Here is a 23,627-nt window from a genome sequence, read left to right as displayed (position 1 = left end):
ACGCAAGACCTGGAGTTGTAACAAGCGCAGGTGACATGAGGCCTGAAGCGAGCCTGGAAAGCAGAGTGCAAACTCCCCTTCTACGCCGATATTCACGGCCAGTTCACAAAGTGCAGTCAGCTTCGGGAATTTCGGGCGAAAGCTTCAGAAACATTGCCTTTATTAGCCATGATGCGTGAACTCCCCTTTTGGAGAACACGGTAAATGCCAACCCGCTGCGGATTCTGCGCGCGGCAGCACCCGAATTATCAGGGATACGTGTAGGGTGGAGACGCACAACCGCCGGACTGTGTAGCAATAGGCTTTATCAAGACGCTTCATCTCGTCCACAGCCGCCGGTTGATTCCTCCTCCTGACCAGACTTTTGCTTAAGAGGTGCTTTAGCACCACAGCAAGCAGGAAGCGTAAGTCGCGACTTCGACCCCAAGGTTCGAACCTCGCTGTACACAGGAGTGGCCAACAACTCCTGACGCACCTGACACCGACCATGAGAAGTCGTGTGTGCCGAACGCCGTTTCCGGTAGCCCGGAAACCGACGGTACAACATGAAAAGAATGCTGATTAACGCAACTCAACCTGAAGAGTTGCGCGTTGCACTGGTAGATGGCCAACGCCTCTACGACCTGGACATCGAGTCGGGTGCACGCGAGCAGAAGAAAGCCAACATCTACAAAGGCCGTATTACTCGCATCGAACCAAGCCTTGAGGCTGCCTTTGTCGATTTCGGCTCCGAGCGCCACGGCTTCCTGCCCCTCAAGGAAATCTCCCGCGAGTACTTCAAGAAGGCTCCCGAAGGCCGCGTAAACATCAAGGACGTCCTGAGCGAAGGCCAGGAAGTTATCGTGCAGGTCGAGAAAGAAGAACGTGGCAACAAGGGCGCAGCCCTGACCACCTTCATCAGCCTCGCCGGCCGTTACCTGGTTCTGATGCCGAACAACCCGCGTGCCGGTGGTATCTCCCGTCGCATTGAAGGCGAAGAGCGCAACGAACTGCGTGAAGCGCTTAACGGCCTGATTGCCCCTGCCGACATGGGTCTGATCGTACGCACTGCCGGCCTGGGCCGCAGCAGCGAAGAGATGCAGTGGGACCTCGACTACCTGCTGCAACTGTGGACAGCCATTAAAGAAGCCTCGCTGGATCGCTCCGCGCCATTCCTGATCTACCAGGAAAGCAACGTGATCATCCGCGCCATCCGTGATTACCTGCGCCAGGACATCGGCGAAGTACTGATCGACAGCGTTGAAGCCCAGGACGAAGCCCTGACCTTCATTCGCCAGGTGATGCCGCAGTACGCCAGCAAAATCAAACTCTACGAAGACAGCGTTCCGCTGTTCAATCGTTTCCAGATCGAAAGTCAGATCGAGACCGCCTTCCAGCGTGTCGTTGAACTGCCTTCCGGCGGTTCCATCGTTATCGACCCGACCGAAGCCCTGGTGTCCATCGACATCAACTCGGCCCGCGCCACCAAAGGTAGCGATATCGAAGAAACCGCGCTGCAAACCAACCTTGAAGCGGCTGAAGAAATCGCCCGTCAGTTGCGCTTGCGCGACATCGGCGGCCTGATCGTCATCGACTTCATCGACATGACCCCAGCCAAAAACCAGCGCGCAGTGGAAGAAAAAGTCCGCGAATGCCTGGAAGCAGACCGTGCCCGCGTACAAGTCGGCCGTATCTCGCGCTTCGGCCTGCTGGAAATGTCCCGTCAGCGCCTGCGTCCATCCCTGGGCGAAAGCAGCGGCATCGTCTGCCCACGCTGCAACGGCACCGGCATCATCCGTGACGTTGAGTCGCTGTCGCTGGCCATCCTGCGCCTGATCGAAGAAGAAGCCCTGAAAGACCGTACTGCCGAAGTACGCGCCCAGGTGCCAATCCCGGTTGCTGCATTCCTGCTCAACGAAAAACGCAACTCGATCACCAAGATCGAACTGCGTACCCGTGCCCGCATCGTCATCCTGCCGAACGACCACCTCGAAACGCCGCACTTCGAAGTTCAGCGCCTGCGTGATGACAGCCCGGAAGCCCACACCAACCAGTCCAGCTATGAAATTGCTGCCGCTGCCGCTGAAGTGGAAGAAGTCCAGCCTGCTGCAGCTACCCGCACTCTGGTTCGCCAGGAAGCCGCGGTTAAAACTGCACCGCCACGCACCTCGGCTCCGGTTCCTGCCGAAGTCGTCGCTGCCCCGGCCGCACCTGCACCCGCGGCAACCATCTCCGAGCCAAGCCTGTTCAAAGGCCTGGTCAAGTCGTTGGTGAGCCTGTTCGCCTCCAAGGAAGAGCCTGTTGCTCCGACCGTGGTAGAGAAGCCAGCCACCCCTGAGCGCCCTGCACGCAACGAAGAGCGTCGCAACGGCCGCCAGCAAAGCCGTAACCGCAACGGTCGTCGTGACGAAGAACGCAAGCCACGCGAAGAGCGCGCACCACGTGAAGAGCGTGCTGCTCGCGAACCACGTGAAGAACGTACATCCCGCGAAGAAACTCCGGTTGTTGCTCAAGCACCTCGCGAAGAGCGCGCACCGCGTCCACCTCGTGAAGAGCGCGCCCCACGCGCACCGCGTGAAGACCGCAAACCTCGTGGCGAAGGCCGTGAAGAGCGCGTACGCGAACTGCGTGAGCCTCTGGACGCAGCGCCTGCTGTCGTTGCCGGCGCCGCAGCTGCAGTCGTAGCCGAAGAACGCCCGGCCCGCCCGCCTCGTGAAGAACGCCAGCCTCGCGCCCCTCGCGAAGAACGCGCTCCACGTGAAGAGCAAGTTGTGGCTGCTGCTGAAGACGAAGAAGTGCTGTCCAGCGAAGAGCAATCCCAGGACGAGACACAGGACAATGCCGAAGGCGATCGTCCACGTCGCCGCTCCCGTGGTCAGCGTCGTCGCAGCAACCGTCGTGAACGTCAGCGTGATGCAAACGGCAACGTGATTGAAGGCTCGGAAGAGAACAGCGAAGAAGGCAACGCCCAAAACGCTCCTGCTACCACCCTTGAAATCGCTGCCGGCCTGGCCGTGACAGAAGCCGTTGCCAGCTCGGTAATCAGCGCCCCCGCTGAAGCCCAGGCTCACGAACAGGCAGAGCGTGCGACTGAAGCAACCCAGGAATCGGCCCCGGCTGAAACCGTGGTTGCCGTTGAAGCTGCGCAGGAAGTGGCTGCCGCAGAAGCACCTGCCGCTCCAGCTCCAGTGGTTGAAGCCACCGCCGCTGTAGAAGCAACCGTTATTGAAACTCCAGTTGCAGAAGCACCGGTTGTCGAAGCCGTAACGCCGATCGAAGCGATCAAGGCACCGGAAGTTGAAGTTGCACCGGCTCAAGAAGCACACCCTGAAGTCCAGGCTGTTGCCGAGCCAGTTGTAGCGGCTCCAGAGCCTGTAGTCGAAGTCGTGGCGCAAACCCCGGTCGTTGAGACGCCAGCAGTCGAAGCACCTGCTTTCGAAAAAGCACCGGAGCCTGCCAAGGAAGTCCGCGTTGTTCGCGAGCCAGTTGCCGAGCCTGCCGTTGTTCAAGCAGCGCCTGCAGCAGAACCAGCCACCCCTGAAGTGGTAGCGGTTGAAGCCGTAGTCGAGACCGTAGTCACCGCACAGCCGGCTCCAGTTGAAGCTGAAGTTGTTGTGGCGTCTGAAGTGGTTGAAGTCGTGATTGCAGCTCCGGTTGTCAGCGCTCCAAGCAACGGTCGTGCTCCTAACGACCCGCGCGAAGTCCGTCGTCGCAAGCGTGAAGAGGCTGCTGCAGCCGCCGCTGCAGCAGCTCATGCACCTGCAAGCGAAGCCGTAGCCCAGGAACAGGAACACGAGTCTAAACCTCTCGCCTAATTCCAAAGGCCACTAAAAAGCCCCGCCAGTTCTGAACTGGCGGGGCTTTTTTTATGGAGTTAGATAACCGGTTGATACGTCAGTAAACGTTGGGTTCCATCTCCAGCTCCACGGCAAAGCGTTGCAGGATATCGGCCTGAATGCGCTGCGCCAGTGCCAGTAACTCCAGGCCGGTGGCCGAACCATGATTGACCAGCACCAGCGACTGCAAACGGTGCACGCCTGCGTCGGCTTCCCGGAAGCCTTTCCAGCCCGCCGCTTCAATCAACCAGCCTGCCGCCAGCTTTACCTGGCCATCCGCTTGCGGATAGCCAATTAACCCCGGGTGAGCCAGGCGCAACTCATCAGCCTGGACAGCCGATACCAACGGGTTTTTGAAAAAACTGCCGGCATTGCCCAGCACCGCCGGGTCTGGCAGCTTTTCGCTGCGAATACTGCTGATCGCCCGACTGACGTCGCTGGCCGTCGGCTGATCAATGCCCTGCTCGGTAAGACGTTGACGTACAGGGCCGTATTCCAGATGCAGACGTGTGGCACGACTCAGGGCAAACCGCACCCGCAGAATCAACCAACGCCCGGCCTGCTGCTTGAAGAGACTGTCGCGGTAGGCGAAGTTGCACTCTGCAAGGCTGAATTCACGCAACTCGCCAGTCTGTCGATCAAGGGCCGTAAGCCCGGCGAAGACATCCTTGATCTCGACGCCGTAGGCGCCAATATTCTGCATCGGGGCAGCCCCAACGGTGCCGGGGATCAGGCTGAGGTTTTCAAGCCCCGACAAACCCTGTTCCAGAGTCCACAGCACAAAGGCATGCCATACCTCCCCCGCCTCGGCCTCGACAACAACCCGGTCGCCGTCATCCGCCAGCAAACGGATGCCGCGACTGGCCATGCGCAAAACCAGCGCTGAAACATCACCGGTCAGCAGCAAATTACTGCCGCCACCAATGACCAGCAACGGCAACTGGTGCTCAACCGCGCACAGTAACGCCTCACGCACATCGGCATCGCTGTGGGCTTGCGCAAACAGGCTGGCCTTAACATCAACGCCAAAGCTGTTGAACGGTTTAAGCGACGCATTGACCTGCACGTCCAAACTCATGACTCCAGCAAACGCCGAACGCGTTCAAGGTCTTCAACGGTATCAACGCCGGCTGGCGGAGCTTCAAGCACATCAGCCACGTGAATGCGCACGCCATGCCACAGCGCCCGAAGCTGCTCAAGGCGCTCGGTATTTTCGAGCCAGCAAGGGCCCCAGCTCACGAAGTCATGCAGGAAGCCTGCACGATAGGCGTAGATGCCAATGTGGCGGCGATAAGGTACGCCCGCCGGCAAGGTGTCAGGGTGCAGGGCGAAGTCATCCCGCGCCCACGGCAACGTGGCCCGGCTGAATGTCAGCGCCAGCCCGTTGATGTCACTGACGACCTTGACCACATTGGAATTGAACAGCGTCTCGACATCATCGATCGCCTCGGCCAGGGTCGCCATGCTCGCCTCACTGTGGGCGGCCAGGTTGACGGCAACCTGATCGATCACCTGTGGCGGGATCATGGGTTCGTCGCCCTGAACATTGACCACGATGGCGTCACTGGCCAAACCCAGTTGCGTGGCAACTTCGGCCAGACGGTCGGTGCCTGACTCGTGGTCGGCACGGGTCAACAGCACCTCGGCGCCGAACGCCTTGCAGGCGTCGACAATACGCGCATCGTCAGTGGCAACCACCACACGCTGCGCGCTGCTTTTACAGGCCTGCTCCCAGACGTGCTGGACCATTGGCTTGCCGGCAATCATTTGCAGCGGCTTGCCTGGCAAACGGGTTGAGGCAAAGCGCGACGGAATAACGACTGTAAAAACCGGAATCATTTATCCAGACGCTCATCAGCAGAAAGGGTACGGGCTTCGGTTTCCAGCATCACTGGAATGCCATCGCGGATCGGGTAGGCCAGACCTGCGCCCTTGCTGATCAGCTCGGTCTTGTCGGCGCTGAGCTTGAGCGGGCCTTTGCAAACAGGGCAAGCAAGGATATCGAGCAATTTGGTGTCCATTAGGGTTCCCCTGGATAAAGATGGATCAAGTCAAAAGACGATCGGGCAAAAGACCCAGCAACTGTTGATCAAACCACAGGACAAAGGCCTCTGAGGGTACTGCGTCAACGGCCAGATACCACCAGTCGGGTGACGCAAAGTCACGGCACTTCACCGCATCCTTTTCAGTCATGACCACGGGTAAGGGCGGCGTAAAATTCAGCACCTCGGCGCTGTAGGGCGCGTGATCGGCAAAAGCATGGGCAATTGGTCGCCAGTGTAGCGTTTCAAGGGTCGTGAAGAAACGCTGCGGATTGCCGATCCCGGCGACCGCATGCAGCGCTTGTTCAGCAGGAAAATAGTCCAGCGCCTGACGCTCACCGCTGATCAAATTGACCAACGCAGTGGGCTGCAACTGAAAGGCAAAACCGCCCTGAGGGTCGCTGGCAGCGCCGTTATACAGCACCGCGTCGACGCTCTGCAGCCGTTCAGCCGGCTCACGCAGCGGCCCGGCAGGCAGGCAGCGACCGTTACCCAGGCCTCTGGCATTGTCGATCAGGACCAGCTCAAGATCCCGGGCCAGGCGGTAATGCTGCATGCCGTCATCGGACAGAATCAGGTCCAGCTGCTCGCTGGCCAGCAGGGCCCTGACCGCACGACTGCGATCCGGATCGATCATCAAGGGTACGCCGGTGCGCTGCACAATCAGCAAAGGCTCATCCCCCGCCTGCGCGGCACTTTGATCAGCGTTCACGCGCCACGGAAATTGAGGGGGGGAAGCGCCATAGCCACGACTGACCACGCCGACCCGCAGGCCATGCTGCTGGCAATGCGCAATCAGCCACAGGATCAAAGGCGTTTTGCCGGTACCGCCCACGGTGATGTTCCCCACGACAATCAACGGTACCGGCGCACGATAAATCTCGCCTTCCCCTGCCACAAAACGCGCCCGCTTGCGCTCAACCACTCGACGGTAAAGGCACTCCACCGGGCGCAAAAGGGTCAGCAGCGGATGCCCGGCATACCAGGCGCGCAACAAGCGATCGGACATGGCCATCAGGGCGCCGCCTGCGCCTCGACAGTCGTCATGCGCAAATGGCTGAAACCGAGTTTCCCGGCCGCATCCATTGCGGTGATGACCGCCTGGTGTTGGGTTTTGCCATCGGCGCTGATCGACAGCGGCAAGCGGGTATCGCCGCCAGACTCTTTCTGCAGAGCCTCCATCAGGCTCGCCAGATCATTCTTCGGCAACAACTGGTTGTTCACCGAAAACACTCCGTCCGCGCTGATGGCGATGTCCAGTTGCCTGGCGCCTTGATCCTCGCTGGGCGAACCGCTGGCAGCCTCTGGCAGATCAACGCGCAACTGGGTTTCGCGGGTAAAGGTCGTGGTCACGACAAAAAACAGCAGCAGGATAAACACCACGTCAATCAATGACGCGAGGTTGATATCAACCGTTTCCCGAGGCTTGCGGCGAAATTTCACGCTTTGCTCCCGACCATATCGACTTCACGGTCGCCTTGTATCACCTCAACCAGCTTGATCGCTTCCTGCTCCATCCCGACCACCAGCTCGTCGACACGACGTTGCAGGAAGCGATGGAAGAAGACTGCCGGAATACCCACCATCAGACCGGCGGCGGTAGTGATCAGTGCTTTGGAAATACCGCCTGCAAGCACGGCAGCATTGGTCGTCATGCCCGTCCCCATGAAGGCGCTGAAAATATCGATCATGCCCAGTACGGTACCCAGCAGGCCCAGCAACGGGGCCATTGCCGCAATCGTACCCAGCGCATTGAGATACCGCTCTAGCTCGTGAATCACCCGTGCAGCGGCCTCTTCGATGCACTCTTTCATGATCTCGCGACCATGCCTGGAGTTGGCCAGGCCCGCGGCCAGGATCTCACCCAGCGGCGAGTCGGCGCGCAGCAATTTGAGTTTTTCCTTGTCCATCTGCTTGTCTTTGATCCAGACCCAGACCTGCCCGAGCAAATGTTCCGGGGTTACGCGACTGGCACGCAGGGTCCACAGACGCTCGACAATAATGCCCAGCGCGGCAACAGAGCTCAGAATGATCGGCAGCATCATCCAGCCACCTGATTTGACCAGTTCCCACACAGTGACAATCCCCTCGAAAAAGTGCGCCACTCTACCACAGGATTGCCCTTAACCTTGTGGGGCCAACGCCTGCGCAAGCACTATCAATCGCGCCAGAACCGACGCTGGCCACCCATGCTCTTAACCTGTGCCGACGCCCCCAAACGAAACCACACAGCCCCTTGCTCCGCGCTATCCCACACCTGCACCCCCAAGGCTTGATAACGCGACATGACCTGCGGATGCGGGTGACCAAAATTATTACCGTGCCCACGGGAAATCAGCACGTTTTCAGGCGCCAGTGCCTTGAGAAAAGCCATCGACGACGACGTCTTGCTGCCGTGATGGGGCGATTGCAACCAGCGGACAGGAACGGCCAGCGGACTTTGCAGCAATGCCCGCTCGGCATGGGTATCAATATCCCCCGTCAACAGTAGCCGTTCGTCCCGTGCTTGCACCTGCAGTACGCAGGACTTCTGATTGCTATTGCTCGCCCCCGGCCACTGCCAGAGTGAGAATTTCACGCCGTCCCACTCCCAACCCTCCCCGCTCGTACACGGCTGCGCCCGCAACGGTTCTGGCAACCCCGCCACATCGCCACCAAACACCCGTGCAACGCGGATTGCCCGCTGAACCGCCAACGCACCGCCCGCATGATCCGAGTCGGCGTGGCTCAGCAGCATGACATCCAGCTCGCCTACCCCCAATGAACGCAGTACAGGCACCACTACTCGTTCACCCTGATCAAAATCCCGGACCTTGGGGCCTGCGTCATACAAAAGCGTGTGGTTACGGGTGCGCAAGACAATCGCCAGCCCCTGCCCGACATCCAGCTGTAGCACCTCAACCTCGCCGTGGGGGACCTGTTCGCGGGGCACAAAGACAGCCAGCAGTACCAGTGGCCACCCCAGCGGTCTGAGCACCATCCCGGCTGGCAGCAGCAGGATCAGCGCCCCAAGCGCGCTCAACAGCCATATGTAAATCGGCACGACCGGGGGCAGCCAGGGCGGGAAAACATCGGCCAGCAGGGCCAGCCCCTTGATCAACAGATCGAGCAAACCACCCGACAGCCACAGCAGGCTTTCCCCAAGCCAGGGCACAGGCAGCAGCAGCGTTCCCAGCAATGCCGTCGGCAACACCAAAAGGCTGATCCAGGGCACGGCAACCAGATTGGCCAGCGGCCCCGTCAGGCTGATGGGCAGTCCGAGAATCCACATCATCGGGAACAAACCCAGGGCGATCAGCCCGTGGGGGCGCAGCCACGCGGCCCTCCACCCCCAGGCCCCAAGACGACCGCCGAAGGTGAAAATCAGTACCGCCACGGCGCTGAACGACAACCAGAACCCCGGCATCAAACTCGCCAGTGGCTCCACAATCAGCACCGCATTGAGCGCCAGCAGGAATGGCAACCACACCCCCAGATGACGAAACCGCAAGCGCCAGATCAGCACCAGCCCCAGCATCACGCACGCGCGCTGCACCGGTACTTCAAAACCGGCGAGCAGGCCATATCCCGTGGCCCCCGCAAACGCCAGGCCGCAAGCCCAAGGCAGCCACGGCAAGTAGCGCGGCCACAGGCCATAGCGCGCCAGCAAGGCGACCACCCCGTAGATCAATCCGGCAAACAAGCCTATGTGCTGCCCCGAAATCACCAGCAGATGCACGGTTCCGGTTGTCTGCAGCAGCGTCCAGTCATCACGGCTCAAACCAGAACCGTCACCCATGACCAGCGCCGCCAGCCACGGTTCCCGGCCATTGCCATCGATACGCAACAGACGCTGACGCAAGCCATCGCGCCAGGCATGACTCGCCGCAGCCAGTAACTGACCCTCCTTGACCACGCCCGTCGCACCGATGCGATGCGCCAGCAACCAGGCCTGGTAATCAAACGATTGAGGATTGAGCAAACCCTTGGGGCGCTTGAGCTTGACCGCTAGCCGCCAGCGTTCCCCACTCTTGACCGACGGCCCGCCATACCAGCTCAACCTGATGGTCGTGGGTAATGCGCCGTGGCGCGAGCGGGCATCCTGCAATTCAAAACGTACGACGCTGCCAGTCTGCTGCGGTAATCCGACCACATGCCCTTCGACCCAAAGCGTCCTGCCGTCGAGCGCGGCGGGCAAGCGATCATCCAGCGCCCTTTGTCCCTGGACGCAAGCCCACGTCAGCCCAAGCACAAAAAGCCCCACCGGCCAGGCACGAATAGCCAGCAGCAACAGCCCCGCCATGAACATCAGCAGCAACCACCCCGGCGACGGCAACACGGGTAAAAACCGCAGTGCAATAAGCCCCGTCGCCAACGCAAACATCCCTGTGTGCATGCCTATACTCAACTTATCCCTTTGACTCGGATTAGTTGTTATCCGGGACCCGCGCTTAAGAAATTGTCACAAAGTCTGAATAGGCATCCTGTCGAATTTGGGCATACTGCCCCCTTGACCTAGGGAGAGGCCCATGCCACGGCGTTTAATCAAACGTTTCATGCCAGATCCGGCCCTGATCAGGGAACACAAGTCCTTACGATTTTTAGGGACCTTACTGCATGACCCCAACCTCTGGCACCTCAATCGTCACTCCGTGGCCCGAGCAATGGCCGTAGGGATTTTTGCAGCTTTTATCCCCATGCCGTTTCAAATGCTGCTTGCAGCTTTTCTGGCGGTAAACGCGCGCGCCAATATGCCGATATCAGTGGGCCTGGTATGGCTGACCAATCCGATCACGATGCCGCCGGTGTTTTACATCACCTATAAGACGGGTGCCTGGCTGATGAACATACCGGCACGCACCCTGCCGGATGAGCTGACCTGGGAATGGATCAGCGGCCAATTGTCGACCGTATGGCAGCCCTTTCTATTGGGTTCTGTGGTGTGCGGAGTGGTGCTTGGGGCGCTGGCCTACTGCCTGACCATGCTCTATTGGCGCTGGTGGGTCAGCCGTAAATGGAAGGGACGCAAAAACAAGCACTCATAAGAAAGGCCCCGAAAGGGGCCTTTTTCATTATCTGACACTGAAGTGTCCTTCGGCCATTTCGCAGCCTCGTACCTCGTCAGTAGCAGGATGCTACTGACGCATGCCTCGACCGCTAACCAGCAGCTTCGCACAGCCGAAGTACAGCACGATGGTTGCCACGACCATAAAGGTCAGGGCCACGCTGATCTTGATGTCCGAAACCCCAAGAATGCCGTAGCGGAATGCGTTGACCATGTGCAGCACAGGGTTGGCCAGCGATACGCTCTGCCAGAACGGCGGCAGCAGTGTGATCGAATAAAACACACCGCCCAGGTACGTCAGCGGCGTCAGCACGAAAGTCGGGATAATTGAAATATCGTCGAAGTTGCGCGCAAATACGGCGTTGATAAACCCCAGCAACGAGAAGATCGTCGCCGTCAGTACCACGACGACGATGGTCAGGCCCAAGTGGTGGACTTGCAGTTGGGTGAAGAACAGCGACAGCAAGGTCACGATCAAGCCCACAATCAAACCGCGCAAAATCCCGCCCACGGTAAAGCCGATCAAAATGGTGTGGGGCGATACCGGTGACACCATCAGCTCTTCAATCGAGCGTTGGAATTTGGCACCAAAGAAGCTTGAGACCACGTTACCGTAGGAGTTGGTGATCACTGACATCATGATCAGGCCCGGAACGATGTACTCCATATAGGTGAAACCACCCATATCACCGATTTGTCGACCGATCAGATTACCGAAGATCACGAAGTACAGAACCATGGTGATCGCAGGCGGTAGTAGTGTCTGCGGCCAGATCCGCATGAAGCGGCGAACTTCGCGGTAAACGATGGTATTCAACGCGATCAGATTGGGGCGCAGCTCCGAGCTCATATCGCCACCTTTGCCAGATTTTTCTCGACCAGCGACACGAACAACTCCTCAAGGCGATTGGTTTTGTTGCGCAGGCTCACCACTTCGATGTTTTGCGCAGCCAGTTGAGTGAACAGACCGGTGATACCCACGGCTTTGTCGACCTGTACTTCCAGCGTACTGGCGTCGAGCAATTGACTCGGATAGCCGATCAACTTCGGGGCCGCCTGCAATGGGTGCTTCAGGTCGAGTAAAAAGGTCTCGACATGCAGTTGCCCAAGCAACTGGCGCATGCTGGTGTTTTCAACAATGGTGCCGTGATCGATGATCCCGATATTGCGACACAACTGCTCAGCCTCCTCCAGATAGTGAGTGGTGAGGATGATGGTCGTGCCCTGCTCGTTCAGCTCGGTGAGAAAACTCCACATCGAGCGACGCAACTCAATATCCACGCCAGCAGTAGGCTCATCGAGAATCAACAGGCGCGGCTCGTGCACCAAGGCCCGGGCGATCATCAGGCGGCGCTTCATGCCACCGGACAACGAGCGCGAAGGTGTGTCGCGCTTATCCCAAAGCCCCAACTGCGTCAGGTACTTTTCAGCGCGTTCCTTGGCGATTTTGGCCGGAATGCCGTAGTAACCCGCCTGGGTCACGACGATATCGAAGGTCTTTTCAAACTGGTTGAAATTGAACTCCTGCGGCACCACGCCAATCGAGCGCTTAAGGGCTGCCGGATTGCGATCAAGGTCATGGCCAAAGATATTCACCGTACCGCTGGTTTTGTTTACCAGGGTCGAGAGAATGCCGATGGTCGTGGATTTGCCGGCGCCGTTAGGGCCCAGCAAGGCAAAAAAGTCACCTTCAGCAACATCCAGATCGATACCACTCAGGGCCTGGAAACCGTTGCCGTAGGTTTTGGTTAGCTGCCGTATGGACAGAGCGGAACTCATATCGGATTACGCACCAAGATGGGGAAATAGGGAGGTATAAGTAAGGGCGAACTACCTGTAGGGCAAGTCCGACAAGGCCGTATGGTGCTTGGCCTCGCCGCACAAGTACAGTCGCCCGTATTAATAGTGGCTATTAAGTCAACGCAGTCATCACTGCATTTCGATAGGCCGGACGCTGCTTCAAGCGCTCATACCAGGCACTCAAGTGCGGCAGGTGCGCACGTTCGATGGGCATTTCAAACCAGGCATAGATAAAGGATCCCAGCGGGATGTCACCCATGCCGATTTCATCACCCGACAGGTAGGGTTTTTCAGCCAGCGCCTGATCCGCAACAGCCAGCAATTGATCGCAGGCTTTAATTGCCGCGTTGATCTTCACCCAGTCCTGCTCCTCGGCAGGCGTGCGTAGAACGCCCCAGAACACCGCACGGAATTCGACCGCAAACGAGGTACTGGTCCAGTCCATCCACTTGTCAGCCTGAGCCCGCACACGGGCATCGGTTGGATACCAGGACGTGTCTGACCCATATCTGGCAGTGAGGTAACGCACGATGGCGTTTGATTCCCACAGAACAAAGCCGTCGTCCTCTTCGATCATGGGTACCCGGCCGTTAGGATTCAGCGATCGATACTCAGGACTGTCGACCACTCCAAATGCACCGCCCGCCTCTACGCGGCTATACGGCAACGCCAACTCTTCGACACACCACAACGCCTTGCGCACGTTTGACGAATTCTTGCGACCCCACACTTTCAGCATGATCTGGCTCCTGGTTGATAGACGCCGAAGGAGTCTACGCCGGGATGTCGAACTCTGCCTCCAGCGCAAGGTCACTATCCTTACAACCTTGATCGGAAGTTGCGACTAAGCTCACAAGAGTTATCGCCCCTGGCTTCATGGAGGATTAAATATGCTGTTGTTGTGGATACTGGTTCTGATTGTTGGCATCGCCTATATGGCCCATCGCCGCATCGCCCCCCTGACGACCCTGGCTGTTGTCGCGGTTTACCTGTTGGCCATGGGGGTCATCGGCCATGTGCCCGGCTGGTTGCTGGCAATCCTTTGGCTGTTGCTGGCAGCGCCTGCCGCCCTGCTGCTGTTGCCAGACCTTCGGCGCAAACTGTTTACCGCTCCGCTGTTCAAGTGGTTCCAGAAGACCTTGCCCCCCATGTCGCAAACCGAGCGTGATGCCATCGACGCCGGCACAGTATGGTGGGATGGCCAATTGTTCAGCGGCCGCCCCGACTGGAACCAGCTTCTGGCCTATCCCAAAGTTCAGCTCACGGAAGAAGAACAAGCCTTTATTGACGGGCCCACCGAAGAGCTGTGCGCAATGGTCAGCGATTGGGAGATCGGCCAAGCCATGGATTTGCCGCCGCAGGCCTGGGCGCACATCAAGGAACACGGTTTCTTCGCCCTGATCATCCCCAAAGCCTACGGTGGCAAGGGCTTCTCGGCGTACGCCCACTCCCAGGTCGCAATGAAGCTGGCCACTCGCAGCGGCGACCTCGCCTCCACCGTGATGGTGCCCAACTCCCTCGGCCCCGCCGAGCTGCTGCTGCATTACGGCACCGACGAGCAACGTGACCACTACCTCCCACGCCTGGCCCGTGGCGATGACATCCCCTGCTTTGCCCTGACAGGTCCGCTGGCTGGTTCCGATGCCGGGGCAATGCCCGACACCGGGATCATTTGCAAAGGTCAGTGGCAAGGCGAAGAAGTGATCGGTCTGCGCCTGAACTGGGAGAAGCGCTACATCACCCTGGGGCCCGTCGCCACCCTGCTTGGCCTGGCATTCAAGGCCCACGACCCGGAACACCTGCTGGGCGACAAGGAAGACCTTGGTATCAGCCTGGCGCTGATCCCCACCGACACCCCCGGGGTTGAGATTGGCCGCCGCCACCTGCCTTTGGGCGCAGCGTTCATGAACGGCCCGAACTCGGGCAAAGACGTATTTATCCCCCTGGATTACCTGATTGGCGGTCAGGAAATGCTCGGCAAGGGCTGGATGATGCTGATGAACTGCCTGTCGGTCGGGCGCTCGATATCGTTACCGGCCGTCGGCACCGGCGCAGCCAAGTTCACCAGCCTGGTGACCGGGCAGTACGCCCAGGTGCGCGAACAATTCAATGTGCCACTGGCCGCCTTCGAAGGCATTCAGGAAGCACTCGCGCGCATTGGCGGCAACGCCTGGTTGATGGACAGCGCGCGCATGCTCACCGCCAACGCGGTGGACCTGGGGGAAAAACCTTCGGTACTGTCAGCGATACTCAAGTACCACCTGACCGAGCGCGGCCGTGAATGCATCAGCCACGCCATGGACGTTCATGGCGGCAAGGGCATCATCATGGGGCCCAACAACTACCTGGGGCGCAACTGGCAGGGGGCGCCGATTTTCATCACCGTGGAAGGCGCGAACATCCTGTCGCGCAACCTGATGATCTTCGGTCAGGGCGCCATTCGCTGCCACCCCTTTGTACTCAAGGAAATGGCCCTGGCCAGCCGTGAAGACAAGGATCAGGCGCTGCTGGAGTTTGACGACCTGTTGCTCAAGCACATCGGTTTTGCCATCAGCAATAAAGCCAGCACCTTTGTATTGAACCTGGGCCTTGGGCGGTTTGAGCATGTGCCGGGCAATGCCCTGAGCCAGGGCTACTTCCGGGCATTGAACCGCCAGGCGGCAGCCTTTGCCCTGCTGGCCGACCTGAGCATGATGCTGCTGGGCGGCGAACTGAAACGCCGCGAGCGCCTGTCGGCGCGCCTGGGTGATGTGCTGAGCCATATGTACCTGGCCAGCGCCGCGCTCAAGCGTTACCACGATCTGGATTCACCGGAGCACCTCAACCCATTGTTCAAATGGGCCATGGAAGAAAGCCTCGGCCACGCCGAACGCGCCCTGGACGAACTGCTGAAGAACTTCCCGAGCCGCGCGCTGGGCTTTTTGCTGCGCGGCGTCGTGTTCCCGTTCGGCCGCCGCCACACCGGGCCGTCGGACGCGCTGGATGCCGAAGTTGCCGCAGTCTTGGGTCGCGCCAAGGGTGATCCAACGCTAGAGGCAGTGCTTGCGGGCTGCTATCGCCCGCAATCGCCAGACGACGCCGTGGGCGCCCTGCAACATGCCAGCGACCTGCTGAACGAAGTACGTCCGCTGCACAAAAAACTCCATGAAGGCTTGAAAAGCGGTCAGGTAAAACCGGGGGCGGGAGAATCGGCAATCGATGCCGCACTGCAAGCCGGTGTACTGCAACCGGCCGAGGCACACGCGCTACACACCGCTGAAGCTGCCCGACGCAAGGTGATTGATGTGGATGACTTCTCCAAAGAGGAACTCACCCACAGCGAAGGAAAGATTCGATAACGGGACAGCGGGCGCCGGGGGCTTTATACTCCCGCGCCCGTTTTGCTCTAGAGGACACCCGCAATGGCCACCAATGATCTGAACCACAACCTTGTCTTGCTCGACATTCTGCGCAGCATCCTGGTTGCTGTCGGTGACGCTGAGCAGATCCCTGAGGAAAGCCACGCCCTGTTTCTGGAACGCTTTGACGACATGCGCAGCTCGCTGCCGGTTGACCCGATCAATAGCCAGTATCTGGGCCAGGACCTCATGTGCCAGGTCATCGAGCGCTACCCGCAGATCGCTCACCTGGTCCCGCGTGACCTGCTCTGGTACTTCGGCGGTGCGTGCTTCAACTTCCTGTCGGATGAAGAGCTGGACATGTATGAGGCGCTGGAAGAGCGTCGTCATGAAGCAGAACTGAACGACGAACCGTTCGACTGGAACCAGGAAAAACAACTGATGGCGATGCCTGTCTCCGACGACAGCACACAGCACTGATTCCTACGTACAATACTCAAGGCCCGCCCGGTTTACCTGGCGGGCTTTTTTATGAGTGGCCAGAATCCTGTGCCCGCCACATGTCCAGGGTCGGCTCCCAGGCCAGTCGCTCGACCAAAAAATCGATGAATACACGAATCTTTGGCGGCAAATAACGCGACGGGGCATGCAACAGCCACGCACCGCCATGGTACGAAGCAATAAAATTCCATTCCGGCAATACGCGAACAACCAGCCCTTGGTCCAAAGCCTGACGCGCCGTGAAATACGGCAGGCTACCAATCCCGATATCCTGTAACACCGCATCCAGCCGTACCCCGGTGTGGTTGGCCGCATAGCGCCCACGCACTCCAACGGTCACCGACCTGGCGCCCTGTTTGAATTTCCACCGTGCATCGGCAGGTGTCTCTCCCAGATAAATACAGCTATGCCCACGCAAATCCTCGGGCTGCGCCGGCGTGCCGTGCTCCGCCAAATAAGCTGGCGTGGCACACAACACATGCTCGATCGGGAACAGTTGACGCCCCACCAGGCCGGGTGGCGGTTGGTCAGTGATACGAATACTCAGGTCAACGTTGTCATCAATCAGGTCGACATAGCGGTCTTCCAGAATCAACTGGACATCGACCTGTGGGTAGCGCCGTAAAAACTCGGGCATGTGCGGATGAATCACATAACGCCCAACGGCCTTGGGCACACTGACCCGAATCAAGCCCTCGGCGCTGCGGGTAAAACGCCCGCTCAGATCCATCACCGATTGGGCAGCACCCGCCACCTCACAACACCGCTTGAATACTTCTTCGCCATCATCGCTCAAACGTAATTTACGTGTGGTGCGTTGCAGCAAGCGGATCGCCAGGGCTTTTTCCAGGCGCGATACGCTGCGACTGACCGCAGAAGGTGAGGTGCCGAGCTGGCGCGCCACTTCCGAGAAGCTCCCGGCCTCGACTACCTTCACAAACATCACCATTTCGGCCAACAACGATAACGGCAGATTTATGCTCACAGCGCACAGGTCCATTGAAATTCAGGCGGATTATCACGATCAAGGCGCAACTCTATACTAAAAAAAGACACCGACCAGGACACAGCAATGACCCAACGCCTCTTTTTTACCGATGACGCACTGACTGCAGACATTAACGTGATCAGTTGCATCGCCCACGAGGACGGATTTGCCGTTACCGTGCAAGCGACCCCTTTTCACCCGCAAGGCGGCGGTCAGCCGTGCGACCTGGGCCTGATCGGTGACAGTGAAGTGGTCAAGGTGCTGCAAGAACAAGACAACATCGTGCATTACGTCACCCGGGCCATTGCTCCTGGCCCTGCCCGTGCGCAAGTGGACCCGTCGCGCCGCCATCTCAACGCACGGCTGCATAGCGCCGGGCACTTGATTGGAGTGATCGGTGAGCAGGCCGGCTGGCTGCCGACCAAGGCACATCACTGGCCGGGCGAATGCCGGGTCAGCTTCACACCTGGCGATGATGCCCAACCACTGGAAGCCCCAGCGATCCAGCAACAACTGGAGCACTGGATCAATGCCGATTTACCCCGCCAGCTTCATCTGGAATCCAGTCAACGCGCCGTCGGCTTTGGAAACTTGCCAAGCTATCCGTGCGGCGGCACCCATGTTCGCTCTCTGGGCGAGTTAGTCGCGGTCAACGTGCTTTCTGTCACCCTCAAGAAAGGCGTGCTGTCCGTGCGTTACGATCTGAACTGATCGATTCAAGCAGCCTAAATGCGGGTGCGACGGCGCTGGACGAAGCGGTCCACGTAGTCATCCGCAGGGGACTGCAGGATTTCCAGGGGGGTGCCCACCTGAATCAAGCGCCCGTCCTTGAGCACGGCGATGCGATTACCGATACGTAACGCCTCGTCCAGGTCATGGGTGATGAACACGATGGTTTTTTGCAGCGTGCGTTGCAACTCCAGCAACTGATCCTGCATCTCGGCACGGATCAGCGGATCGAGGGCACTGAAAGCTTCGTCCATCAGAATGATGTCGGTATCCGTCGCCAACGCCCGGGCCAGCCCGACACGCTGACGCATCCCCCCCGACAGTTGATGAACAAAGGCTTGCTCATAGCCTTCCAGCCCGACCATCGAGATCCAGTGCCGGGCTCGCCCCTCGCATTGCACCTTGCTCTCGCCCCGCACCTTCAAACCATAAGCCACGTTCTCGATCACGTTGCGATGGGGTAACAGGCCGAAATTTTGAAACACCATACTGATTTTTTGCCGACGAAACTGGCGCAAGGCAGGCATGCCGTATTCAAGGATGTTTTCGCCATCCACCAGAATCTGCCCGCTGGTAGGGTCGATCAAGCGGTTCAGATGGCGCACCAGAGTGGACTTGCCCGAGCCGGACAACCCCATGATGACGAACACTTCACCGGCTCGGATCGACAGCGACAGATCGTTGATACCGATAACGCAACCGGTTGCTGCCAGGACTTCGTCCTTGGTCCGACCCTTACGAATCAGGGCCATCACTTCTTTATCACGGCCGCCAAACACCTTGAATACATGACGTACTTCGATCTTGTTGATCACCACCTCACTCATTACGGGCCTCCGCGTCGAGGCCGCCCATAGGCTTGAGTGATACGATCGATCACCACTGCCAGAATGACAATGGCCAGTCCGGCTTCCAGGCCTTTGCCGACATTGAGCGTTTGAATACCCACCAGCACATCCTCACCCAAGCCCCGGGCACCAATCATCGAAGCGATCACTACCATCGACAATGCCATCATGGTGGTCTGGTTAATACCGGCCATGATGCTGGGCATGGCCAGTGGCAATTGCACGCCAAACAGTTGCTGCCAGGGGTTGGCACCGAATGCGTTGATCGCCTCCATCACCTCGCGATCAACCTGGCGCAAACCCAGATCGGTCAAGCGGATCAGCGGCGGTACGGCATAAATGACCGTGGCAAAAATCGCCGGAACCTTGCCCAGGCCAAACAACATCAGGACAGGAATCAGGTACACGAAACTGGGCATGGTCTGCATGATGTCCAGCAGCGGCATCAACACCGAGCGCAGTCGATTGCTGCGCGCGGCCAAAATCCCGAGGGGAATGCCCAGCAATACCGAAATAACCGTGGCCACCATCATCAGCGCCAGGGTTTGCATCAGCTTGTCCCACAGCCCAACTGCGCCTACCAGAAACAGCAGGCCGACGATCAACAGAGTGCTGAGGATCTTGCGTGTGGCATGCCAGGCAATTGCCCCAACGATGACCAGCATCAGCCACCACGGTGTGATGCGCAGCAGGTTCTCAAGGTGGATGATGGCCCACAGCAGAGTCTCGGAGATATGCCGGAACACATCACCGTAGTTGCTGACCAGTGCATCAACCCCGTCATTGACCCACCCTGCGATGGAAAACGTCAGATTGTCAGGAAACATGCAATGCCCGTACTCCGTGAGTTATTTGGATTTGAGCGCTGCATCGACTTTTTCAGCCGCTTGCGGGGTCACCCAGGCATGCCAGATTTGCGGCTGCTCACGTAAGAAATCCTCAGCAGCCTTGCTCGGCTCGGTGCGTTTTTCGCTCATTCGGGCCAGGGTGGTGTTGAGTAAATCGATAGGGAAATCGACCTTTTCATAGAACTCGACCAACTGCGGGTATTGGGCTTTGAAAGGTGCCGATACGCCAATGGCCAGTTTTGCCGGTAATGAGCGCGTACCCTTTGGAGCAGGGTTATTGGCGTCAGCCAGGGTCTTCCAGGCTTCGGCATCAAAAGGCGGCTCTTCAAGCTTGATCAGCTTGTAGCGCCCGATCAGCGGAGTCGGTGACCAGTAATAGAACAGCACCGGTTTGCCACGACGGATCGAGGAGCTGATCTCGGCATCCAGCGCAGCGCCCGAACCGGTGCGAAAGTTAACGAAGTCCTTGTCCAGGCCATAGGCCTTGAGCTTTTGGCTGTTGACGGTCTCGGAGGTCCAACCGCTGGGGCTATTAAGGAAGCGGCCACGAGTCGGGTCCTCCTGATCACGGAACACCTCTTTATAGCGGGCCAGATCGCTGACTGACTTCAGGTCCGGAGCCAATGCCTTGATGCCTTTTTCCGGATCACCCTTGATTACATACTCGGGCACCCACCAGCCTTCACTAGCGTTTTTGACGATATCGCCCAGACCGAAAACCTTGCCTTCGGCCTCCGCCTTGATCCACACGGGGCTTCGCCCTGCCCACTCTTCGCCGATCACTTGAATATCATTCTTGGCCAGAGCAGCCTCCAGGCTTACGGTGCTGCCAGGCAAGGTGTCGGTTGCTACGCCGTAGCCTTTTTCGGTGATCAGACGCAGTACTTCAGTGATCAAGCTGCCGCTTTCCCAAGTGATATCACCAAAGTGAACGGGATCGCCCGAGTTGTCTGCCAACACTGGCTGGGTGACAAGTCCAAATGCCAGCAGTGATCCAACGAGCCACTTTTTAAGGTTGTACATATGCATTCTCTGGTTGTGGAGGGGCCGCCGAGCACGCAATTTGCCTGTCGCCTTCCCTGCGAGAGTGCTTAATGCCGGAGAAAATATGAGTTGCGATGTCTTCAGCGTAGCTGCTGAACTCAAGAGAGCGGCACAAACATTCGCACGGATGCGGGTCGTAGCCTTGTTGCAGATGTATTGCGAGGGGTGGGCCAGAAATCAAAACCCGGAAACGCAAAAAGCAGCCCTAGGGCTGCTTTCTGAGTGTTTTTTGAAACTGCGTAGCTCCAAAAAACAAAATTTGGAGCGGGAAACGAGACTCGAACTCGCGACCCCGACCTTGGCAAGGTCGTGCTCTACCAACTGAGCTATTCCCGCAATAATGGCGTCCCCTAGGGGACTCGAACCCCTGTTACCGCCGTGAAAGGGCGGTGTCCTAGGCCACTAGACGAAGGGGACGTTGCCCGAAATGTACACGTACATTTCAGTGCCAGATCACTAACTAATGCTAATGTCTTGGCTTTCACTCAACCTCGCCCGAAAGCGAAGCTGCTTAAAAATGGAGCGGGAAACGAGACTCGAACTCGCGACCCCGACCTTGGCAAGGTCGTGCTCTACCAACTGAGCTATTCCCGCAATAATGGCGTCCCCTAGGGGACTCGAACCCCTGTTACCGCCGTGAAAGGGCGGTGTCCTAGGCCACTAGACGAAGGGGACGTTGCCCGAAATGTACATGTACATTTCAGTGCCAGATCACTAACTAACGCTAATGTCTTGGCTTTCACTCAACTCCGCCCGAAAGCGAAGCTGCTTAAAAATGGAGCGGGAAACGAGACTCGAACTCGCGACCCCGACCTTGGCAAGGTCGTGCTCTACCAACTGAGCTATTCCCGCAATGGCGTCCCCTAGGGGACTCGAACCCCTGTTACCGCCGTGAAAGGGCGGTGTCCTAGGCCACTAGACGAAGGGGACACACTACAACTTCACTGGTTACATGCGTTTGGCTGTTCGCTTTACGCTGCAATTGGCGCGCATTCTAGGGATGGATTTGAAAGTCGTCAACCCCAATATGAAAATATATTGAAATCAATGACTTCCCTCTTCTCTCGGCGCTTTCCTACGCAGTATGTCGACCAACTCTTGGCGCCTATATTCCGTCACCCTACAAGGGGTTATGATGGCCCGACCTCAGTGATGGCAGATTGCTGCCCGCCTATTCCCAGCCTCTCTATATAGACAGGCACGCCGACCTCACCGAGACAGCGCACCCACATTCAGAAGAGGTTTTAACGTTGACGCCCTCCATGATCGCCCTGCTTGTCGTCGTCGGGATCGCACTGCTGATCGCAATCGTCTACATGAACCATGTAGTGGAAAACAACAAACTGGAAAAAGCCCGACTCAAGGTCGAACTCAACGACCGCATACGTCGCTGCAGCGAAGTCAACGAGACCTTTCCCGGCCAGTTGATGTTCCCTGCCCTCAAGCTGCTGCTCACGCGCCTTGAGCTCAATGCCACGCAACGCCTGCTGCTCCTGCAAAAATCCAGTGCGGCTTTAAAAGCACAAGTTGCAGAGCTTAACGGGCTGATTGCCAAAGGCGAGTCTATCCCCGTCAACAACCCGCCAAACCCTGTCCTGAGCGAAGCAAAAGCCAAAGACGTGCGCTTTTTGCTTGAAACGCTGCACGGGCAAATTACCCGGGCGGCCCAGGATGGTTTTTTACCGACCAACGAAGCCAAGCAGTGGATCAAAGAGATTCGTAATTTGCTGGTCGTGCTGCATATCGAATTTTTCAACAACCTGGGCAAGCTCGCCCTGCAAAAGAATCAGCCCGCACAGGCGCGCCTGGCTTTTGAGCGCGCGGTGCAATACTTGCGCAAGCAGCCGGTACCCGCCATGTACAACGCACAAATCAAGGACTTCGAGACCCAGCTTGCACGCGCCAACGCACAGGTGCTGAACGCACTTGAGCCGACCACAGGTGAAGTCAATGAACTGACTGAAGGCTTGAAAACCGACGACGCGGATGCTGACTGGAAGAAGAAAGCCATTTACGACTGAGGCACCCAAAATGGGTGATCAATACCGCTCTTGTGGGAGCGGGCGTGCTCGCGATAAAAAGCGACGCGACGTGTCTGACCGAACACGTTAATGGCACCCACGAAAAATCACGCAGATCAGTGCGGGCAATAAAGTGGAAGGATGTGCTGCAAAACCCGGGACGGGTCAGAGGGCGTAACACACAAAGGCAGCCGCTCGGGCCGCCTTTGCGTTTGACGTCAGGCTACCGGATTGATTGGCTTTTCCGGGTACCACACGTCCAACAGCGGGCTAACTTCAACGCTGCTCAGCTCTGGGCGCGCTTTCAACCAGGATTCAACAGCTGCACGCTGTTCTTCGCTGACCGAGCCGCGCTTCTGCAGGCAAACCAGACCGTAGTCGTCGCCGCCAACATAACCCAAGCCGTTAGCTTCCATGGCTTGCGCCAGGAAGTCTGCCAGGAATGCATCGATAGCCTCTTCCGACAGGTCTTCTTTGAAATCCAGGTTCAGCTCAAAACCCAACTCCTGAAATTCATCAACGCACAGTTTTTTGCGCAGACGCTGGGAACGATTAGTAGCCATTGAACAATCCTCTTAAGTAATAACGGGCGGCACTTTAGCAGCTTAA

At 58.2% G+C, this 23,627-nt stretch carries 21 protein-coding genes and 6 tRNA genes; 6 read left to right on the top strand and 21 right to left on the bottom strand.

Features of this window, described 5'->3' with window-relative positions:
- Positions 1 to 554 precede the first annotated feature (554 nt).
- Positions 555 to 3,794: a ribonuclease E gene (gene rne, locus VSQ83_RS05975; protein ID WP_326425683.1), complete on the top strand. Its 3,240-nt coding sequence runs from the start codon at positions 555 to 557 to the stop codon at positions 3,792 to 3,794.
- Between the two features lie 79 nt (positions 3,795 to 3,873).
- On the opposite strand, the gene murB is transcribed toward rne, so the two are convergent.
- The 7 genes from murB to VSQ83_RS05940 all read right to left on the bottom strand — a co-directional run bounded on the left by murB (position 3,874) and on the right by VSQ83_RS05940 (position 10,232).
- Positions 3,874 to 4,893, bottom strand: a complete 1,020-nt coding sequence (gene murB, locus VSQ83_RS05970) for a UDP-N-acetylmuramate dehydrogenase (protein WP_133075684.1) — start codon at positions 4,891 to 4,893, stop codon at positions 3,874 to 3,876.
- Entirely contained in the window at positions 4,890 to 5,654 is a 765-nt protein-coding gene (gene kdsB, locus VSQ83_RS05965) for a 3-deoxy-manno-octulosonate cytidylyltransferase (protein WP_326425680.1), read from the bottom strand. The genes murB and kdsB overlap by 4 nt, the downstream gene beginning before the upstream one ends.
- A complete protein-coding gene (locus tag VSQ83_RS05960; protein ID WP_019827923.1) occupies positions 5,651 to 5,836 on the bottom strand; it encodes a Trm112 family protein in 186 nt (61 codons plus the stop codon). The genes kdsB and VSQ83_RS05960 overlap by 4 nt, the downstream gene beginning before the upstream one ends.
- Before the next feature lie 25 nt (positions 5,837 to 5,861).
- Positions 5,862 to 6,872: a tetraacyldisaccharide 4'-kinase gene (gene lpxK, locus VSQ83_RS05955; protein ID WP_133075686.1), complete on the bottom strand. Its 1,011-nt coding sequence runs from the start codon at positions 6,870 to 6,872 to the stop codon at positions 5,862 to 5,864.
- On the bottom strand, positions 6,872 to 7,300 hold the full coding sequence (locus tag VSQ83_RS05950; RefSeq protein ID WP_133075687.1) for an ExbD/TolR family protein: 429 nt from the start codon (positions 7,298 to 7,300) through the stop codon (positions 6,872 to 6,874). The genes lpxK and VSQ83_RS05950 overlap by 1 nt, the downstream gene beginning before the upstream one ends.
- Positions 7,297 to 7,932: a MotA/TolQ/ExbB proton channel family protein gene (locus VSQ83_RS05945; RefSeq protein WP_133075975.1), complete on the bottom strand. Its 636-nt coding sequence runs from the start codon at positions 7,930 to 7,932 to the stop codon at positions 7,297 to 7,299. The genes VSQ83_RS05950 and VSQ83_RS05945 overlap by 4 nt, the downstream gene beginning before the upstream one ends.
- Positions 7,933 to 8,015: 83 nt before the next feature.
- Positions 8,016 to 10,232 (bottom strand): DNA internalization-related competence protein ComEC/Rec2, encoded by a 2,217-nt coding sequence (locus VSQ83_RS05940; protein ID WP_326425674.1) that lies wholly within the window; start codon positions 10,230 to 10,232, stop codon positions 8,016 to 8,018.
- 133 nt (positions 10,233 to 10,365) lie between these two features.
- Here VSQ83_RS05940 and VSQ83_RS05935 point away from each other — a divergent pair, with 133 nt between their 5' ends.
- Positions 10,366 to 10,881, top strand: coding sequence for a DUF2062 domain-containing protein (locus tag VSQ83_RS05935; protein WP_133075688.1), 516 nt, complete (start codon positions 10,366 to 10,368; stop codon positions 10,879 to 10,881).
- Positions 10,882 to 10,971: 90 nt separating this feature from the next.
- Here VSQ83_RS05935 and VSQ83_RS05930 read toward each other — a convergent pair whose 3' ends face one another.
- The 3 genes from VSQ83_RS05930 to VSQ83_RS05920 form a co-directional block, all read right to left on the bottom strand.
- Positions 10,972 to 11,751, bottom strand: a complete 780-nt coding sequence (locus VSQ83_RS05930; protein ID WP_133075689.1) for an ABC transporter permease — start codon at positions 11,749 to 11,751, stop codon at positions 10,972 to 10,974.
- Positions 11,748 to 12,680 (bottom strand): ABC transporter ATP-binding protein, encoded by a 933-nt coding sequence (locus VSQ83_RS05925; RefSeq protein WP_219262530.1) that lies wholly within the window; start codon positions 12,678 to 12,680, stop codon positions 11,748 to 11,750. The genes VSQ83_RS05930 and VSQ83_RS05925 overlap by 4 nt, the downstream gene beginning before the upstream one ends.
- A 133-nt stretch (positions 12,681 to 12,813) precedes the next feature.
- Positions 12,814 to 13,440 carry a glutathione S-transferase family protein gene (locus VSQ83_RS05920; protein ID WP_133075691.1) on the bottom strand — a complete coding sequence of 209 codons (627 nt, stop codon included), beginning with the start codon at positions 13,438 to 13,440 and terminating at the stop codon, positions 12,814 to 12,816.
- 151 nt (positions 13,441 to 13,591) lie between these two features.
- On the opposite strand from VSQ83_RS05920, the gene VSQ83_RS05915 reads away from it, so the two are divergent.
- Positions 13,592 to 16,039, top strand: a complete 2,448-nt coding sequence (locus VSQ83_RS05915) for an acyl-CoA dehydrogenase (protein ID WP_326425671.1) — start codon at positions 13,592 to 13,594, stop codon at positions 16,037 to 16,039.
- Positions 16,040 to 16,102: 63 nt separating this feature from the next.
- Positions 16,103 to 16,519 (top strand): PA2817 family protein, encoded by a 417-nt coding sequence (locus VSQ83_RS05910; protein ID WP_133075693.1) that lies wholly within the window; start codon positions 16,103 to 16,105, stop codon positions 16,517 to 16,519.
- 49 nt (positions 16,520 to 16,568) lie between these two features.
- On the opposite strand, the gene VSQ83_RS05905 is transcribed toward VSQ83_RS05910, so the two are convergent.
- On the bottom strand, positions 16,569 to 17,525 hold the full coding sequence (locus VSQ83_RS05905; protein WP_133075694.1) for a LysR family transcriptional regulator: 957 nt from the start codon (positions 17,523 to 17,525) through the stop codon (positions 16,569 to 16,571).
- Between the two features lie 87 nt (positions 17,526 to 17,612).
- On the opposite strand from VSQ83_RS05905, the gene VSQ83_RS05900 reads away from it, so the two are divergent.
- Positions 17,613 to 18,239, top strand: coding sequence for an alanyl-tRNA editing protein (locus VSQ83_RS05900; RefSeq protein ID WP_133075695.1), 627 nt, complete (start codon positions 17,613 to 17,615; stop codon positions 18,237 to 18,239).
- A gap of 14 nt (positions 18,240 to 18,253) precedes the next feature.
- Here VSQ83_RS05900 and VSQ83_RS05895 read toward each other — a convergent pair whose 3' ends face one another.
- From VSQ83_RS05895 to VSQ83_RS05855, 9 genes are all read right to left on the bottom strand, one after another.
- Positions 18,254 to 19,084: a quaternary amine ABC transporter ATP-binding protein gene (locus VSQ83_RS05895; RefSeq protein ID WP_326425668.1), complete on the bottom strand. Its 831-nt coding sequence runs from the start codon at positions 19,082 to 19,084 to the stop codon at positions 18,254 to 18,256.
- Positions 19,084 to 19,932 carry an ABC transporter permease gene (locus VSQ83_RS05890; protein ID WP_326398317.1) on the bottom strand — a complete coding sequence of 283 codons (849 nt, stop codon included), beginning with the start codon at positions 19,930 to 19,932 and terminating at the stop codon, positions 19,084 to 19,086. Before VSQ83_RS05890 ends, VSQ83_RS05895 begins: the two co-directional genes overlap by 1 nt.
- A 21-nt stretch (positions 19,933 to 19,953) precedes the next feature.
- Positions 19,954 to 20,976 (bottom strand): ABC transporter substrate-binding protein, encoded by a 1,023-nt coding sequence (locus VSQ83_RS05885; RefSeq protein ID WP_326425665.1) that lies wholly within the window; start codon positions 20,974 to 20,976, stop codon positions 19,954 to 19,956.
- Positions 20,977 to 21,257: 281 nt separating this feature from the next.
- Positions 21,258 to 21,333: transfer RNA gene (locus tag VSQ83_RS05880), tRNA-Gly, on the bottom strand.
- A gap of 5 nt (positions 21,334 to 21,338) precedes the next feature.
- Positions 21,339 to 21,414, bottom strand: a tRNA-Glu gene (locus VSQ83_RS05875).
- Positions 21,415 to 21,515: 101 nt separating this feature from the next.
- Positions 21,516 to 21,591 (bottom strand) — tRNA-Gly (locus VSQ83_RS05870).
- 5 nt (positions 21,592 to 21,596) lie between these two features.
- Positions 21,597 to 21,672, bottom strand: a tRNA-Glu gene (locus VSQ83_RS05865).
- Positions 21,673 to 21,773: 101 nt separating this feature from the next.
- Positions 21,774 to 21,849, bottom strand: a tRNA-Gly gene (locus tag VSQ83_RS05860).
- A 2-nt stretch (positions 21,850 to 21,851) separates the two neighbouring features.
- Positions 21,852 to 21,927: transfer RNA gene (locus tag VSQ83_RS05855), tRNA-Glu, on the bottom strand.
- 332 nt (positions 21,928 to 22,259) lie between these two features.
- Here VSQ83_RS05855 and VSQ83_RS05850 point away from each other — a divergent pair.
- Complete coding sequence (locus VSQ83_RS05850) at positions 22,260 to 23,018, top strand: hypothetical protein (protein WP_219260692.1); 759 nt, start codon at positions 22,260 to 22,262, stop codon at positions 23,016 to 23,018.
- A 218-nt stretch (positions 23,019 to 23,236) separates the two neighbouring features.
- Here VSQ83_RS05850 and VSQ83_RS05845 read toward each other — a convergent pair whose 3' ends face one another.
- Positions 23,237 to 23,581 carry a YggL family protein gene (locus tag VSQ83_RS05845; protein ID WP_019827656.1) on the bottom strand — a complete coding sequence of 115 codons (345 nt, stop codon included), beginning with the start codon at positions 23,579 to 23,581 and terminating at the stop codon, positions 23,237 to 23,239.
- Positions 23,582 to 23,627: the final 46 nt, after the last annotated feature.

Origin of the sequence: Pseudomonas sp. DSV-1, assembly GCF_035830915.1 — a bacterium.
In the GTDB taxonomy this organism is placed as follows: Bacteria; Pseudomonadota; Gammaproteobacteria; order Pseudomonadales; family Pseudomonadaceae; genus Aquipseudomonas.
The sequence above is the reverse complement of the archived record's forward strand: the minus strand, read 5'-3'. Positions and strand labels throughout refer to the sequence as shown.